The organism is Desulfonatronum sp. SC1 (assembly GCF_003046795.1).
Taxonomy (GTDB): Bacteria; Desulfobacterota; Desulfovibrionia; order Desulfovibrionales; family Desulfonatronaceae; genus Desulfonatronum.
On the sequence record NZ_PZKN01000038.1, the window covers coordinates 1 to 16,075 of the forward strand.

Consider the following 16,075-nt stretch of genomic DNA (forward strand, 5'->3'; position numbering starts at 1 on the left):
TTTTAAGCGTGAACATCTTTGAACGAAATCCATTATTACAGATAGTTGGAAATTACAGCTACGAAAACGAAGTTCGGTCAAACACTAACCAGTTGAGTTTCTTTGATTAAACGTTGGGACACTAGTGATTCAGGAGGAAGTCGAAATAGCAATGTATGACTCCCTTGATGAGTTGCGAGCGGCGTATGAACGGGGCGGCATTGATGCGGCCACCCTGACCACCGAGGAAACCATGCTTCTTGGGATGGAGCCGGATTATGTCTATCTTCCCACCCAGAGCCACGTTTTTCATGTCCGGTACGTGCTCCTCGTTCATCGTGAGAGCGGCATCGAGGACTTCGCGGATCTGGCGAGTGGCAAGGTGGTTTTTTTCAATAACCAATATATGGTTTTGGCTTTGCCCTGGCTGGAGACCCTGTTTGCGGAGGTTGCGGAACAGCGGGTGGATCACGGAGCAATGGACGTCGAGACCCTGGATAATCCGTCCAAGGCAATTTTACAGGTCTTTTTTCATCAGGCCCAAGGCGCTTTGGTCACCATGGAAGCCTTTGAACTGGCATGTGAGTTGAATCCGCAACTGCGCAACGAACTCATGATCATGCATGAATCTCCGCCGCTCGTCCCCAAAATGTTCGTGTTCCGACCGGATTGGAAAGGAACCACGCGAGATCAGCTTGAGGAGGCCATGCTGAATCTGCACACCACTCCCGGGGGGCAACAGGTTCTGACCGTCTTCCAGAGTTCGCGGTTGAGCAAGTACCCTGGTTCCGTGCTGGACTCCACGCGACGGTTTATTGAGGACTATCGACGAATGGCGAGCGACGCGACTTTGCGCCCGGTTTCGCCGTAGCCTCGGCACCCCCCCCGCTACGAGTGACGATCATGCCGGATTCCATACCACATCTTCCCGTCTACATTCTCGACGACGAGCAGGCTCTGACGCGGAGCTTTTTTTTGACGCTCAAATCCTTCGGCTTTCAGGACGTTCGGACATTTCATGATGGACGGAAGATTCTGGGGCTATTTTCGGAGCGGGAAAGCGGAGTGCTTTTGCTGGATCTTTCCATGCCGGACATATCCGGGGAGGAGGTTCTGGGGCGGGTTCGGGAATGTAGCCCGCTGATGCAGGTGGTGGTGGTCACCGGGATCAATGAAGCGGATACGGCGATTCGGTGCATCCGAGCCGGAGCGTTCGACTATCTGGTCAAGCCCGTGGACGCGGACAGGTTGGTGACCACGGTTTTCCGGGCCATGAGCCATGCCGCGGTTCTGGAGCAGAATTTCAGGCTCAGGCATAAGTTGCTCACGGGCGGCCTGGACCGGCCGGAAATATTTCAAGGGATCATCACTCAGGATGCCCGGGTGCGGGCAATCTTCAGTTACATGGAGGTCGTTGCTTCCCTGTCCGAGCCCGTGCTCGTCACCGGAGAAACCGGGACCGGCAAGGATCTTCTGGCCGCGGCTCTGCACGAAGCCAGCGGGCGTAAAGGTAGGTTCGTCGGTATCAACGCGGCCGGCCTGGACGATAACGTTTTCGCGGATACGCTGTTCGGGCACGTCAAGGGGGCGTTCACCGATGCCCGCGAGTCCCGCGAAGGGCTTGTGGCGCGGGCCGCCGGCGGTTCATTGTTCCTGGATGAGATCGGCGACCTGAGCCCGGCTTCCCAGGTCAAATTGCTCAAGCTGATTCAGGACCGCGTATATTATCCCCTGGGCTCGGACACGCCCAGGACATGTACGGCTAGAATCATCGCCGCCACCAACCGGGAGCTGGAAGCGACTGAAGGCCATGGTAGGTTTCGGGAGGATTTGCTGTACAGAATCAACACCTATCGCCTCCATCTCCCGCCCCTGCGGGATCGGAGAGACGATATCCCGCTTCTGACCGAGTTCTTTCTGACCGAGGCATGTTCCGAGTTGAACGTGAACCGGGAGCCATTGTCTCCTCGTACCGCGGAACTGCTGACGTCGTATCGGTTCCCAGGCAATGTCCGGGAACTCCGGTCCCTTGTCTTTTCGGCCATGGCCGGAGGCGGCATGGCGATCCTGGAGCAAAAGATCGCCGACCTCGCGGGGATCGGCCTTGCCAGCCTGGAAACGACCCAACGAAATCCGGCTCGCTCCACCTCATGGCAGTACCCCGAACCCCTCCCCACACTGCAACAGGCCGGGGAAATTCTGGTGGAACAAGCTCTGCGGACGAGCAAGGGCAACCAGTCCAAAGCCTCGGCAATGCTCGGCATTACCCGGCAAGCACTGAACAAGCGGATCAAAAAGGTGAAGGCCGGGGAGACATAGGCGCTGACTCAACGGAAAAACGCCGTACAGAGGCAGTGGTTTTGCCGGTTAGGAAGCGAGGACGGTATGGTCATAATGAGGCGACATGCAATGCGACCCGTGTGTTTGGCAAGAGGCCGGAGGATGCCGTCCAGGCCAACTATCGCAGTGCTCACGGACTTCGGGCAGGAAGACCCGTATGTCGGGCAGATGAAGGGCGTGTTGGCGGGCCTCGCTCCCGAGGCCACGGTCGTGGACATCAGTCACCAGGTCCGGCCCTTTGACGTTATGCAGGGTGCGTTTTACCTGGCGGCCAGTTGGCGTTTTTTTCCGGAAGGCAGCGTGCTGGTGGGCGTGGTGGATCCGGGAGTGGGGACCGAGCGTCGTCTGGTGATTGGAAAACGGGAAGGCCGTTTTTTTCTGGGGCCGGACAACGGCCTGCTGGCCCTGGTTTTCGGGCCTAACTCCGGGGAGGCGACCGGAGAACGGGTCTGGGAGCTGACCATGCCGCCCGTCTCGGTGGCGCGTTCCAACACCTTTCACGGCCGGGACATCCTGGCCCCGGCCGCGGCCAAGCTGGCCCAGGGCGTTGATCCGCGACGTCTGGGACGGCCCCTGGACCCGGAGGCCCTGCACCGTCCGGCCTGGGCCGCGCCGGAGCAGCGAGGCCGGGAGACCATGGCCCATATCCTGCATGTGGACAGGTTCGGAAACTGCCTACTGAACCTGCCGGAAAGCCTTTGGCCCGAAGCTGGGCTGGAACGAGTCGAACTGCTCGCGCCGTTGCTTCAGCCGCTGACTCCGGTGCGGACTTACGCGGAGATTCCGGCGGCGGGGGTCGGAGTGCTGGTCGGAAGTCAGGGCTATTGGGAGTTGGCGGCCAACCAGGGCAACGCGGCCGCCGTGCTCGGGCTCGCGCCTGGAATGCGGATCGCGATGGAGTGTTCGGGGGCCGCTTGCCCGCCTCACATATCGTAAATCGTTTCGTCCCGGGCCGGCGCGCGCAGGGCGCGGCTCAGCATTTTGGCGCCGGTGGGGCTGAAGTCCATGTTTTCGAACATGTCGCCCATTTCCGCTTCGACCTGTTCGGGGTCTTCCCCGGCTTCCATCCTGGCCAGGGCCTCCTCCATGCCCTCCCCGAAGTTCATGCCCGTGACGTCGCGGAGCTTGCGCATCAACTGGGCCGCCTGACGCGGATCATCCTCGTCCATGCCTTCGGCCTCACGGGCCATCATGGCCATGGCCCGTTCCAGCTTGACCTCGTCCAAGCCGGAAAGGTCGGGCATCCAGTCCATGCCGTCCTCGCTATCCCCGGTGTCCGGGCGATTCTTGGAAATGGCGAACACGGAAACCCGGCGCTCCAACTCCGGACGTCCGCACTTGGGGCAGTCCGGACGCTTTTCCGTGTTGATCCGCGGAGAAAAGAAATTGTAGATGGTGTGGCAATCCTGGCAGTAGAATTCGTAAAGGGGCATCGTTACTCCATGGTCTCCTGTTCAAATCCCGTCGCCATCGCTGAACAGCTGCGAGCTGGGGCGTTGTTGGATCAGGCGGGAGCCGGGGGGGACGCTGTCCGTGACCCAGACGTTGCCGCCGATGACCGAGCCTTTGCCGATGGTCACCCGGCCCAGGATGGTCGCGCCGGAGTAGATGATCACGTCGTCTTCCAGGACCGGGTGGCGGGGCAGGCCCTTGATGATCTGGCCGTTGGCGTCCTTGGGGAAGCTTTTCGCGCCCAGGGTCACGCCCTGGTAAAGCCGGACGTTGTTTCCGATGATGCTGGTCTCGCCGATCACCGTGCCCGTGCCGTGGTCGATGAAGAAATGGTTGCCGATTTCCGCGCCGGGATGGATGTCGATGCCGGTCTTGGAGTGGGCCATTTCGCAGATGATCCGGGGGATCATGTCCACGCCCAGGTGGTAGAGTTCATGAGCGATGCGGTAGTGGGTCAGGGCCATGATGCTGGGATAGCTGAAGATGATCTCCCCCGGCGTCTTGGCCGCGGGATCCCCGGCCAGGGCGGCCTGGACGTCCGTGGCCAGGAGGCCGCGGATCTTGGGCAGGGTGGTGATGAATTTTGTGGCCAGATCCACGGCCAGGTCCTGACAGTCCCCGCAGTCCTCCTCCTCGTTGACCCGGCACAGGAAACAGTATCCGCGCCTGATCTGTTCGGTGATCAGCCGGTAGACCCGGTCCAGACCGGCTCCGATGTGGTAGCTCAAGGAATCCGGGGTGACCTCGGAGTCCCCGAAATAGCCTGGAAAAAGAACGGCTCGCAGTCGGTCCATGATTTCCGTGATCGCCGGCACCGAAGGCATGGGCTGGTCGTGGACCGGTGCGCGGCAGACGTCCTTGCAGGAGTCCGGTTCGCAGAGGCGGCGAACCACGTCCTTGAGCGGGGCGATGTTCAGTTCCATCATATCCGGAGTGTTCATTACAGCCCTCGAAGGCTCAACAGGCGCAGCCCGGAGCGGTTTCATCGTTGCCGGCAAAGGGGGACATGGCCCGCAGCTTGGACACGATGCCGGGCAGTTCGCGCAGGACCAGATCGATTTCCTCGTCCGTGGTGTACCGGCTCAGGCTGAAGCGGATGGAGCCGTGGGCAAAGGTGAAGGGCACGCCCATGGCTCGGAGCACGTGGGACGGCTCCAGACTGCCCGAGGTGCAGGCCGATCCGGAACTGGCGCAAATGCCGTACTGGTCCAGCATCAGCAGGATGGATTCGCCCTCAATGTGCTTGAAGGCCAAACTGGAGGTGTTGGGCAGGCGGTTGTCCGGGTCCCCGTTGCGGCGCACGTCCGGAATGACGGACATGATCCCCTGTTCCAGACGGTCGCGTAGCGCCTTGACCCGGGTGTTTTCCTCGTCAATCCCGGCGGCGGCCAATTCCATGGCCTTGCCCAGGGCCACGATCCCGGCCACGTTTTCCGTTCCGGCCCGTCGGCCTTTTTCCTGGTGCCCGCCGAGCATGAAGGGGCGGAACGGCACGCCTCGGCGAACGTACAGCGCTCCCATACCCTTGGGACCGTGTACTTTGTGGGCGGAGAGAGCCAGGAAGTCAACGGCCAGCTTTTGCAGGTCAATGGGCAGCTTGCCCACGGTCTGGACCGCGTCGGTATGCAGGAGGATGCCTTTGCTTTTGACGATCTCGGCGATCCGTTCCAGAGGAAAGATCACTCCGTTTTCGTTGTTGGCGTGCATGATGGAAACCAGGGCCGTGTCCGGACGCAGGCTGTCCTCCAGTTCCTGCAAATCCAGTCGTCCCAGTTCGTCCACCTTCAGATGGGTGACCTCGTACCCGGCGATTTCCAAATGGCTGGCCACGTTCAGGACAGCGGGATGCTCCACCCGGGTGGTCACCACGTGCCGTTTTTCCGGTTGGGAGCGGACCGCGGAAAAGATGGCCGTATTGTCACTTTCCGTGCCGCAGGAGGTGAAGATGATCTCCTCCGGGGAGCAGCCCAGGCCCTGGGCCGTGCGCTCCCGGGCCTCGGTGATGAACTTGCCGACCTGGCCGCCGAATCCGTGCATGCTGGAGGCGTTGCCGTAGGATTCCCGCAAGAAGGGCAGCATGGCCTCCAGGACCTCCGGAGCGACCATGGTCGTGGCGTTGTTGTCCAGGTAGATCACGTTCATGAGCGCACCTCCTCCACGATGATGTCCGGGTCCACGGCGTCGCGCAACCGGCGTTGGACCAGTTCCTTGATAGTCAACTGGCTGGAGGGACAGCCGGAGCAGGCCCCGCGCATGGAGACCAATACCTTGGCGCCCTCGATGTCCAGCAGCTCGATGTCGCCACGGTCCTTTTTCAGGCTGGGCCGGATTTCCTCGTCAATGACCTTGGATACCAACTGCATCCGCTGGAGGTTGGTCAGCTTGCGCTTGGGCGCGGCAGGCTTGGGTTTGGCCGGCTCCGTGCCACGGGTCTCGGCCAGGATGCGCTCCAGGTCAAGAACGCATTCGCCGCACCCGCCGCCGGCCTTGGTGTAGTCGGTGATCTCCTCCACCGTGGTCAGATCGTTTTCGGCGATGGCCCGGCGGATTTGGACGTCCGTGACGCCGAAGCACTTACAGACGATCTCGCCCTCGGGCTTGACCAGGGGGTCCAACTCGCCTCGAAAGCGCTTCAGTGCCGATTCCAGGGCTTCCTGACCCATGACGGAACAGTGCATCTTTTCTCTTGGCAGGCCGCCCAGTTCCATGGCGATCTCCTTGTTGGTGATGGCCGCGGCCTCGTCAACGGTTTTGCCTTTGAGCAGTTCCGTGAGCACGGAGCTGGAAGCGATGGCGCTGGCGCAGCCGAAGGTCTGGAAAGTGGCGTCGGTGATCCGCCCCGTGTCGTCGATTTTCAGAAAGAGCTTCAGTGCGTCGCCGCAGGCCAGACTGCCCACCTCGCCCACCACCGTGGGGTCGTCCATCGGGCCGGCGTTTCGAGGGTTGAGAAAATGGTCGCGGACTTTGTCGGTATAATCCCACATGGCTGGAACTCCTGGAAAGAGTGTTCGGGTTTGCTGTGCGTCAGCGAACCTATGCTTTTTGGACGTTGGGTTCAATAGGCTTGTCATGGGCGTTCATTCAGGCTATATCTAGATATTCCGGCATGTAACGTGCTGCTTTACGGGATGTTGAAAAAAGTCCGGGTAAAGTGCTCAACTATAAGAGTGGCCGGTCAACCAAAAGGGAGTGGTCATGAACAAGCGTTTCGTGAGGGGCTTGGCGCTGGGGTTGCTGGGAGCCGTGATGCTCGTTTCCGCGCCGGTTTGGGCGGGTCAGGACGACAATAATCTCGCGGTCGAGAAAATTCTTGGCGGTCGGGCAACGGACATCAGGAATTGGCCCTGGGTCGTGGGCGTGCTGCATGCCGGCGTGGACGACGGGTTCCGGGCCCATTTTTGCGGCGGCACGCTGATTTCCGATCAGTGGGTGCTCACGGCCGCGCACTGCGTGACGGACCGGAGCGGGGTCGTGAAATTCACCCCCGGCGATCTGCACGTGCTCAGCGGTCAAACGGACTTGCGCGGCCAGGGGGGAGACCGACTTCCCGTTGCGAGGATTGTGGTCCACCCTCGGTACAACGCCAATAACAATGATTCCGATCTGGCTCTGCTGCAGCTGGCCAGAGCGCCGGCGGATGGAACCACCTGGGGCGCCTTGCCGATGATTCCTCCCGGCGACCCGGCTGGTTTGACCAACCCTGGCGCTTCGGCCTGGGTCGCGGGCTGGGGCGCATTGGGACCGCGAGGCGGCTTCCCAACGGTCCTCCAGGAGGCGCAATTTCCCATTGTCAGTCAAGCCGCGTTGATTCTGGCCTATCCGCCGCCGCTGTTCAGCATCACCGAGAACATGATCGGCGCCGGTCCCGGAGACGGAACCAGGGACACGTGCCAAGGAGACTCCGGAGGACCGATGCTGGTTCGCGACGGGTCGGGGGGCGCCTACCTAGCCGGGGTGACCAGTTGGGGATTGCAGTGCGGAACCGCGGGTATCTACGGCGTCTATGTCCGGGTGGCCAACTACTGCGGCTGGATAAAGGGCGTTTCCGGAGTGGGCGATTGCTCCGGGGACGGCGGAGGCGGCGGTGGATGCACCGTTGCGTCGGGACGGGGCCTGGGCGGCGAGTGGCTGATTCTGGCCGGATTTTTAGTGGTCTGGACGATCCGGCGGCGCTTCATGGGGACGGGGGCACCCGCGTCCGGAGTGGAGGCGGACCGGCGTTGATCGTGTTGCGAAGAGGTTGGCGATGATGGAAGTGGTTCGTGTGACCGTGGCCCCGCGCCGGGAGATGGTCGTGGTGGTCAATGCCGGCTTGGAGGCGCTGTGTCGGGTGCGAAAGACTCCGCAAGAGGACTCCAAGCGGTTGCAACTAGCCGTGGAGGAAGTCTTTCTCTATGCCCTGAACACCATCAAGACCTCTAAACACAACGCGGACATCTCCGCCCGCTTCCGGGTTCAAGACGATGGATTTCAGGTGGTGATCGAGTACCCGGGGATACGTGGTCCGCTGGACCACTATCTCCGGACCGATCAGCTTCATCTGCTGCAGGTCAAAACCTTCGAGGCTTTGGGACTGTGCGTCGCGGGCAGGCTGCTGGACTCCCTGGAAGCCCGCTACTGGCACCAGGAAGGCATCAACAGTTATGTTCTGTCCTTGAACTCGTCGGGCAAGAAGTCCGAGGGGTAACAGTCCTTTCTGGCATGATGCCCAACTCCGGCATGATTCCTAACCATCTGTGACACCGGCCAACCGCTTCTGAGTCGACTGAAGCGCGGCGATGCGGCCCAGGGTCCAGACCATGCGCTCGTAGAGGCCGGTCAGTTCCAGGAAGGCCGTGCGGTCCTGGATGTCCATGCACTGTTCGCCGCTCAGGTAGGCGTTGCGGATGGACTGGAAGACGTCGCCTTTGTCCTGGGTCAGGCGGACCAGTTGCCGGACGTCGGTTTCGTCATCCGAGGTTTCGGCCTCGCAGGCGGTGTGCAGAAGGAAGTCGAGTCCCTGGAGGAAGGTACCCTGGAAGGTTGAGCGCAGGTTGCCGGTCCACTCCCGGCAACTCAGGGAGAACTGGAACAGCAGGCTTTCGAAGGCTTCCAACTGTTTTTGCTTGTTTTGCAAGACCAGCAGCAGTTCCAGACCGTTATGGGACAAGGGACGACCGAGCAGGTCGCTGCTTTGGGCGTCGATCTCCCTGGATACGGCCAGAAAGGAAGCGTGCAGGGCCTCCAGAACCTTGCCCCGGTCGTCCCGGATCTGTTCCAGGAGGATGGCCGAGTATTGGGGCAGGCGGCAGATCAGGCGGGCCTGCTCCCTGGCAAGCAGTCCGAGGTGCAGTTCCGGGGCGTCCGTGAGGTCGTCGCGCAGAAAGCGGGTCCGGGACCATTCCTCCTCCTTCGTGGCCGGCCAGAAACGCTCGATGCCCCGGGCGAAAGGCGTCAGGAGCAGGGACAGAACCACGGCTCCGCCCCAGTTGAAGAGCAGGTAGACCAGGGCCGCCTGCTGTTCCAGAGGCAGGCCCAGGCTGTTCACCAGGGCCTGGACCAGAGGGACGCCTGCCAGGAATTCCAGGTAGAACAGCGAGACGAAGACCAGTCCGGCGATGAAGTTGAAGAGAACCTGGGACATGATCAGTTGCTTGGGCGTTCCGCGGATGGTCGCGGCCAGCAGCCAGCTTATGGCCCCGGACCCCACGTTGGTGCCGTAGATGATCATCATGGTCTGTTCCATGGAGAACAGGCCGACCTGGGTCATGGCGATGGCCAGGATGGATACCGCGGTGGATGACTGGCAGAGCGCCGTGAGCAGGGCTCCGGCCAGGAAGGCCAACAGGAAGGAGGAATGGCCGGCCATGAGCACGCTCTCGAACCAGGGCATTTCCGCCAGAGGTTCGGCCCCGGCCCGGAGCATGATCAGCCCGTAAAAGAGCATGGCCCCGCCGAACAGGGCCTGGGACAGGGCTTCGAAGCCGCGTGGGCGCTTGAAGGCGAAGCTGACTCCGGCCAGGCCCAGGAGCAGCAACACCACGGTCTTGATGTCCAGCACGGCCAGCAGGATCATGATCCCGATCCCGGCGTTGGCCCAAAAGATGACCAGCATCCCCCGCCGGACCGGGATCATCCCGGCCCCGGCCAGGCTGCCGACGATGAAGGACAAAGCGGACATGGACTGGGACAGGAACCCGGCCGTGAGCCCCACGAGTCCGGCCCGACCCGATGTTCCCACCCATTTCGCGAAATGCAGTCGAAACCGGCGTCCGGCCATTTGTTTCAAGGCCGTACTGAGCAGGTGCAGGCCGACGAAAAAGACGCCGATGCCTCCGATCAGGCTTCCAATCCCTTCCATGACGGCCTCGTGATCAGATTGGTGTTTAGTAGAACCCGACTCCCCGGATATTATGCGCGGTCATGGCCATCATGATTTCCCGAATGGCCCGATCCACCTCCCGGCCGATCAGGTCAAGCTGGGCCAGTCTGGTCAGCCGGGGCATGATCTGGGGCAGTTCCTGGTCCGAAAACAGGATGTCGACCATGCCGCAGGAGTGGACCAGGCCCACGAGCACCGCGTCCCGGTATTCCGGGATGTCGTCGCCCAGGAGCAGATCCCGCAGCCGGGCCCGGACTTCCTTGACTTCGCGGTCGTCCAGGAGCGGGTAGCGGCGTTGCGGGAAGACCCAGAGGACTTTGCGATCTTCGATCTTGAGCACGCCTTTCTCCACCAGGCCCTGGACGATGCGGTCCCGCAGGTCGTCGATCTTCCAGGCGATTTCACTCAGCCAGAAGGCCGCGGGCTGGTCGGCCTCTCCCGTGTGGATGTGGTGGAGAACCTCGTCCAGCAGGGGATCTCCGGTGGGATCGGGGGCGACCACAAGCAGGGCGTCCAGGTCCGTGTCGATGCGGTTCATCACGGCCAGCTCCATCAACAGGGCTCCGGCCAGGGCGGTGCGTAGGGCCTGTTCCGGCACGGTGGAGAGAAAGGAACCTTTTTTGTCGTCCAGGTTTAAGAGCAGGATTTCTTCGGCAAATGTCAGCATGGGGTAAGTCTCCTTGCGCAAAAGTGGAATACCCGTCTCACGATCGTGAGGCGGGGCGGCACCATCTACTTGATCCGCATCCGTACAGCCACAACGGCTTTGAGTGCAAGCCCTTTTTCACGAATCAGTCAAAAAAATGGGAAAGACCGGCTCTCAACCTCGCGTGGGAGGTTTGCGCTAGAGCGTCTCCATGGGTAAGAAGCGCGATCGGTATCCACGCATTCCATAAAAAGGGCAACACAACATGACCAACGCCATCATTTTTACGTATTTGTTCGCAGTTCTGCTCATCGGCATCCTGGCCGGGCGGGGGATTTCGAACCTTTCCCAGTATGCCGTGGCCGGGAAGTCCTTTGGCTCGATGGTGATTTTCGCCACACTGTCCGCCTCATTCATCGGCGGCGGGTTTTCCATGGGCAACGCGGAAAAGGTGTTTTTGTTCGGCGTCGTGAACATCGTGGCCCTGTGGGGCTTCAGCCTGAAGGAAATCCTGGTGGCCGCCTTCATCGCCCCGCGCATGGGCCGCTATCCGGACGCCATTTCCGTGGGTGACATCATGGAGGTCCATTACGGCAAGGCGGCCAAGGTCTTTTCCGGGCTGTTCGGCTTCATTCTCTGCGCCGGAATCCTGGGGGCCCAAATCGGGGCCATCGGCTACGTGACCAATCTTTTTCTGGGCATGGAGCGGATCTGGGGCATTTTGCTGGGCTGCGGCATCGTGATCACCTACGCCACCGTGGGCGGGATGCGGGCCGTGGTCTGGACGGACATCGTCCAGTTCGTGATCCTGGCCGTGGGGATGCCCCTGACCCTGTATTTCGGCGTGCAGTATGCCGGCGGGTGGGGCCATGTCCTGGACACCGTGCCCGCGGACCACCTGACCCTGCCCACCGACCCCCTGGCGCTGGTGGCCCTGGCATCGCTCTTCCTGACTTTCGTGTTCGGCGAAACCCTGGTTCCGCCGTATCTGCAACGGCTGCTCATTGGTCGAAGCACCCGTGACGTGGCCAGGGGCACCTTGTACAGCGGGTTGTTTTCCATTCCGTTCTTCGCGGTCACCGGGCTGATCGGCCTCGTGGCCCTGGTCCTCGATCCCACGATCAACCCGAATCTGGCCTTGCCCTTCGTCATTCAGCAGGCCCTTTCCCCGCTGTTGCAGGGAATCGTCATCGCCGCGGTGATAGCCATCATCATGTCCTCGGCGGACTCCTTCCTCAACGCCGCGGCCATCTGCTGCATCAACGACGTCATCAAACCCCTGCGCAAGATCCCCATCCCCGAGAATCGGGAAGTCGCCCTGGCCCGTGCCCTCACCCTGATCGTGGGGATTCTGGCCGTGATTTTCGCCGTGTCCATTGAAAGCGTTCTGGACATCCTGATCTACTCCTACAACTTCTGGGCCCCGATCATTCTCGTGCCCCTGGTCATGGCCGTGACCGGGCGAAAGGTCAGCCAAACCCGCTTTCTGAGCGGTGCCGCGGCCGGTATCCTGGCCCTGCTGATCTGGAACTACGTCCTGGGCGCTCCCTGGGGCATCCATGGCCTGGTGGTGGGCGTGCTGGCCAACCTGACGGTTTTTGTCCTGGTGGATCGGAACGGCCGGGAAGGGGTATGAGGCAGCAATTGAAACCAAAAACTGGAGAGTGAGTAATGGACGTGCAACCTGTTTATCCCGAAAAACGGCTCAGCTTTCCCGAAGCCGAAGCCAAACTGACCTGGCTGGCCCTGCTTTTGGACGCCCATTCCATTGTGGATCAGGGAGTGGAACAGGAGCTTGTCGGGCAGGCCAAGGCCGAAGGACGTAAATTGGCCTGCCGCAAGGGCTGCGCCAACTGTTGCCGGATTCATGCCGCGGTCCCGGTCTATCCATTGGAAATGGCCGGCATGGCCTGGTACTGTACTGAGGAAACGACGGGCGAGACCCGGGAGGCCCTGGTCAGTCAGTTGGAGGCTTTTCAGGAAGGAAACCCCTGCCCGTTTCTGGTCGACGATGCCTGCGCCATTCACGCTCTGCGTCCCATGGCCTGCCGACAGTTCAACGTGTTCGATACGCCCTGCGCCGAGGACGAGGACCCGTTCTACAACCGCCGCCAGGACGTGCTCACCCCTTCGGATGCCTTCAAGAATAGGGCCTTCTGGGTGACGCTGCCGTTTTACGGCATTGTGGATGAAAGAGACAAGGAAATCGCGATCAAGGAAAACCACATCCATCGCCAGGTCCGGGTGCTTCAACAGTGCAACTGGAAGGAGCTGGCCAAGAAGATGCGCCAGTTCGATGAGCAGCGGCGGGGCTAAAGAGTGGAGTTGGCCTTGCATTGGTTGAGAATCAACGCTTCACGGGTTGAAATGAGGAGATGACGACGGGAGAAGGCATGCAGGAACTTCACGAACTGGTGAACGATTTTTTGGAAATCGACTGGTGGGGACTGGGGACGTCCCTGACGGTGGTTGCAGTGGCCCTGACGGTCGGTTTGATGCTGCACGCGGTGCTGTTTCACGTCTTGCGCAAGGCTGCTCCCGACCAGTCGGACCAGTCAGGCCAGTCGGGCCAGCCGGACAGGGTACTGGCCCTGATTCCCCGGCACATGGCCGCGCCCTCCCGGCTGCTTTTCCCGCTGTTGATCCTGACGGTGGTCGCGCCAACCCTGGTCATGCCCGAGGAACTGCTGGAGACCTTTCGGCATTTCCTGAGCATGGCCTTCATCATGGCCGTGGCCTGGTCCCTGATCCGTTTCACGGCCTTGCTTCAGGATTTGGTGCTGCGCCGGTTTCAGATCAACATCCGGGACAATCTGAGAGCCCGCAAGATGCACACGCAGCTGGGGATTTTGCGGCGGATTTTGATTTTCGTCATTTCCGTGATCGCCGTCTCCTCCATGCTGATGACCCTGGAAAACGTCCGCCAGATCGGGGTCAGCCTGCTGGCCTCGGCCGGGGTGATCGGCATCATCGCCGGTTTCGCGGCCCAGCGTAGCATCGCCACCCTGTTCGCCGGAATCCAGGTGGCTCTGACCCAACCCATCAGGCTGGACGACGTGGTCATCGTGGAAGGGGAGTGGGGGCGAATCGAGGAGATAACCCTGACCTACGTGGTGATTCGGATCTGGGATCAGCGCCGGTTGATCGTGCCCATCACCTATTTCATGGAGCGGCCTTTCCAGAACTGGACCAGGGTTTCGTCGGACATCCTGGGCACGGTGTTCCTGTACGTGGATTACACCGTGCCGGTGCAGGAGGTGCGCCGGGAGCTGAACCGGATTCTGGAGGACAGTCCGAGCTGGGACGGGCGGGTGGCCGGACTGCAGGTTACCGACGCCAAGGAGCGCACCGTGGAACTGCGCGCTCTGATGAGCGCCGAGGATGCCGGGACAGCCTGGGATCTGCGCTGCCATGTTCGGGAGAAACTGCTGGACTTCATCCAGCGCGAATATCCCCGGGCCTTGCCCAGGGTCCGGGCTGAAGTGGAAACGGGGGGCAAAGCATGACTGTTTTGGACTTGTCGGGAGTCACTTGCTTCGTGGCCTCGCCCGGAGGCGACCTTCCCGTGACCGCGAATATGATGGATGTTGGCCTGGATGGATGCGATCAGGGCACCACCTATGGGGAGTATTTCGCGGCCATCGCCGGGATGCTTGCCAGCGACGACCAACCCGTGCCTCTGATATTGGCAAGGAGCCTGGATCGCCCGACCCTGCCGGACGGAATCGTGATCCGTGCGGAAAAGCATGGAGCGCTTTACCATCCCGCGAGTCTGGAGCTGGTTTGGAGGCAAGGGGCGGAGAACAAGGCCGAGGACGACGTCAGGTCCAGGTTTGCCGCGTTGACCGCGATTTCCCCGCGAGGACGAGACGCCTTGCGCCGGGAAGCCCTGGTTATGGAAAGCCTGGAACGGACTCCTGGCGGGGCGTTTCTGCCCCGGCCCCTGGCCTTCCGGGATGACGAGACGGTGACCTTTCTGATTGTTACCTGGTTTTCGGGGTTTCACGAGTTTCATGTCGCCGAGGAAGGCGGTTTTTCGCTCTGGGATCACGACCAGGGCATCCGGCGGCTGGGCGCGGAGCAAGCCCGGGAGGTGTTTTTTCAGGCTGGCCGGATTCTAACCCTGTGCCTCGACCCGGCCACCGGAGCCTGCGTCCACCCCTGGAGTCACGCCGCCGGCGACTTCATCGTCCGCTGGGACGATAACGGCGTGCAGGTCCGGCTGACCACGGCCAGGCAGCACGGCCCGTTGATCGAGACGGAAAACCCTCTTTCCGCCTTACTGGCCTTTGTGCTGGACTTGGCTCTGCGGATGCGCCTGGACCGAGTGGAGGGCGTCGGGGAGTGGGGCTGGCTGGATCAGGAATTGATGCTGGCCGCGCTGCAAGGTTTTTACGCCGCCGTCGAGGAACTTGGAGAGGACGCGGGGGCGCTGGGCGGCTTGGCCGAATTGCTGCCTTCCTTTTCCGCCGAAGAACTTCTGGAGGGACATGAATCGATTTTGAGCCTGTTCTCCCGCGCCGAACTGGAGGTCATTTTGCCCCGGCTGGAAGCGCATTGCCGCGAACTGGCGGCGGCGTTGATGATGGTTCGGTAGGTGCGGGGTGGTTGTTCGTTCGTTGTCCGTCGTTCTTGGTTCTTTGTTGGGAATTGGAGGATGTGCGGAGGTTGAGGTGGAAAGTTGAATCCGCGCGGAATCGCGGACCAGTCCCCTAACCCACCCCTTTATCCCCTCCCAGGAGGGGAGCTTGCACCGAGCTCCCCTCCACCTCCCAGCTCGACCACAGTAACATTACCCCGTTCCCAACCGACGGCAATCAATTCTCCTCCTGGGAGGGGCCGGGGGTGGGTGACGGGTGGACGGGTCCAGCGAACCACGAACAACGAACCAAGAACCAAGAACGAAAATTCACTGGTCTTGAAAATAATTTTCAAAACTCTTGACAGCCTTTTCATTCCGGGCTAGAGGTATTCTCGAATTCGGTCACGGATCGTTCTACGGGCTTCGGACGCGCAAGCGGTCGCGGAGCAAGTGGGGGCGGGACGACGGCACATACGTAGGGAGAATGAGATGTTTCCCTGTTATGCCGTGGTTCCGCTTTTTTTTGTGTCAGTACATTTTCAGGCCATGGTTCCGTCCGGATCGGCAAGGGCGAGCGACTTGTCCTGTTGTGGTGGAGATCAACAGAAACAGGAAAATGATAATTGGAATCCTTACGTTGTATGTATAAAGTGCAATCCGTTCGAATGATCTATGCTGGTGTATCGTCCGACCCGATCGGCCGACCCGACTGTTC

General features: G+C 61.1%; 15 protein-coding genes. 9 read left to right on the plus strand and 6 right to left on the minus strand.

From position 1 onward, the window contains the following. The first annotated feature begins 124 nt into the window (after positions 1-124). From C6366_RS16220 to C6366_RS16230, 3 genes are all read left to right on the plus strand, one after another. Entirely contained in the window at positions 125-850 is a 726-nt protein-coding gene (locus C6366_RS16220; RefSeq protein ID WP_107739827.1) for a phosphate/phosphite/phosphonate ABC transporter substrate-binding protein, read from the plus strand. Between the two features lie 32 nt (positions 851-882). Then, on the plus strand, positions 883-2,298 hold the full coding sequence (locus tag C6366_RS16225) for a sigma-54 dependent transcriptional regulator (protein ID WP_107739829.1): 1,416 nt from the start codon (positions 883-885) through the stop codon (positions 2,296-2,298). 123 nt (positions 2,299-2,421) lie between these two features. Continuing rightward, a complete protein-coding gene (locus C6366_RS16230) occupies positions 2,422-3,255 on the plus strand; it encodes an S-adenosyl-l-methionine hydroxide adenosyltransferase family protein (RefSeq protein WP_107739831.1) in 834 nt (277 codons plus the stop codon). Here C6366_RS16230 and C6366_RS16235 read toward each other — a convergent pair. The 4 genes from C6366_RS16235 to nifU are packed head-to-tail and all read right to left on the minus strand — an operon-like array spanning position 3,243 to position 6,755. Further along, the gene (locus tag C6366_RS16235) at positions 3,243-3,752 is read right to left on the minus strand and encodes a zinc ribbon domain-containing protein (RefSeq protein ID WP_107739833.1); all 510 of its coding nucleotides are present in this window, start codon (positions 3,750-3,752) and stop codon (positions 3,243-3,245) included. The genes C6366_RS16230 and C6366_RS16235 overlap by 13 nt on opposite strands. A gap of 21 nt (positions 3,753-3,773) precedes the next feature. Continuing rightward, positions 3,774-4,712, minus strand: a complete 939-nt coding sequence (epsC, locus tag C6366_RS16240; RefSeq protein ID WP_233248545.1) for a serine O-acetyltransferase EpsC — start codon at positions 4,710-4,712, stop codon at positions 3,774-3,776. Positions 4,713-4,728: 16 nt separating this feature from the next. Continuing rightward, complete coding sequence (nifS, locus tag C6366_RS16245) at positions 4,729-5,913, minus strand: cysteine desulfurase NifS (RefSeq protein WP_107739837.1); 1,185 nt, start codon at positions 5,911-5,913, stop codon at positions 4,729-4,731. Continuing rightward, positions 5,910-6,755 (minus strand): Fe-S cluster assembly protein NifU, encoded by an 846-nt coding sequence (gene nifU, locus C6366_RS16250; protein WP_107739839.1) that lies wholly within the window; start codon positions 6,753-6,755, stop codon positions 5,910-5,912. Before nifU ends, nifS begins: the two co-directional genes overlap by 4 nt. A 211-nt stretch (positions 6,756-6,966) precedes the next feature. On the opposite strand from nifU, the gene C6366_RS16255 reads away from it, so the two are divergent. Next, on the plus strand, positions 6,967-7,995 hold the full coding sequence (locus C6366_RS16255; protein ID WP_107739841.1) for a serine protease: 1,029 nt from the start codon (positions 6,967-6,969) through the stop codon (positions 7,993-7,995). 22 nt (positions 7,996-8,017) lie between these two features. Further along, a complete protein-coding gene (locus C6366_RS16260; RefSeq protein ID WP_107739844.1) occupies positions 8,018-8,458 on the plus strand; it encodes a hypothetical protein in 441 nt (146 codons plus the stop codon). 39 nt (positions 8,459-8,497) lie between these two features. Here C6366_RS16260 and C6366_RS16265 read toward each other — a convergent pair whose 3' ends face one another. Both C6366_RS16265 and C6366_RS16270 read right to left on the minus strand, forming a co-directional pair. After that, the gene (locus C6366_RS16265) at positions 8,498-10,111 is read right to left on the minus strand and encodes a Na/Pi symporter (protein ID WP_107739846.1); all 1,614 of its coding nucleotides are present in this window, start codon (positions 10,109-10,111) and stop codon (positions 8,498-8,500) included. 25 nt (positions 10,112-10,136) lie between these two features. Beyond that, a complete protein-coding gene (locus C6366_RS16270) occupies positions 10,137-10,799 on the minus strand; it encodes a GPP34 family phosphoprotein (RefSeq protein ID WP_107739848.1) in 663 nt (220 codons plus the stop codon). A gap of 244 nt (positions 10,800-11,043) precedes the next feature. Between C6366_RS16270 and C6366_RS16275 the strand changes: the two genes are divergently transcribed. From C6366_RS16275 to C6366_RS16290, 4 genes are all read left to right on the plus strand, one after another. After that, a complete protein-coding gene (locus C6366_RS16275) occupies positions 11,044-12,414 on the plus strand; it encodes a sodium:solute symporter (RefSeq protein ID WP_107739850.1) in 1,371 nt (456 codons plus the stop codon). Positions 12,415-12,449: 35 nt separating this feature from the next. Next, on the plus strand, positions 12,450-13,094 hold the full coding sequence (locus C6366_RS16280; RefSeq protein WP_107739852.1) for a YkgJ family cysteine cluster protein: 645 nt from the start codon (positions 12,450-12,452) through the stop codon (positions 13,092-13,094). Between the two features lie 77 nt (positions 13,095-13,171). Continuing rightward, positions 13,172-14,284, plus strand: coding sequence for a mechanosensitive ion channel family protein (locus C6366_RS16285; RefSeq protein ID WP_199221548.1), 1,113 nt, complete (start codon positions 13,172-13,174; stop codon positions 14,282-14,284). Beyond that, complete coding sequence (locus C6366_RS16290) at positions 14,281-15,375, plus strand: hypothetical protein (protein ID WP_107739854.1); 1,095 nt, start codon at positions 14,281-14,283, stop codon at positions 15,373-15,375. The genes C6366_RS16285 and C6366_RS16290 overlap by 4 nt, the downstream gene beginning before the upstream one ends. The last annotated feature ends 700 nt before the right edge of the window (positions 15,376-16,075 follow it).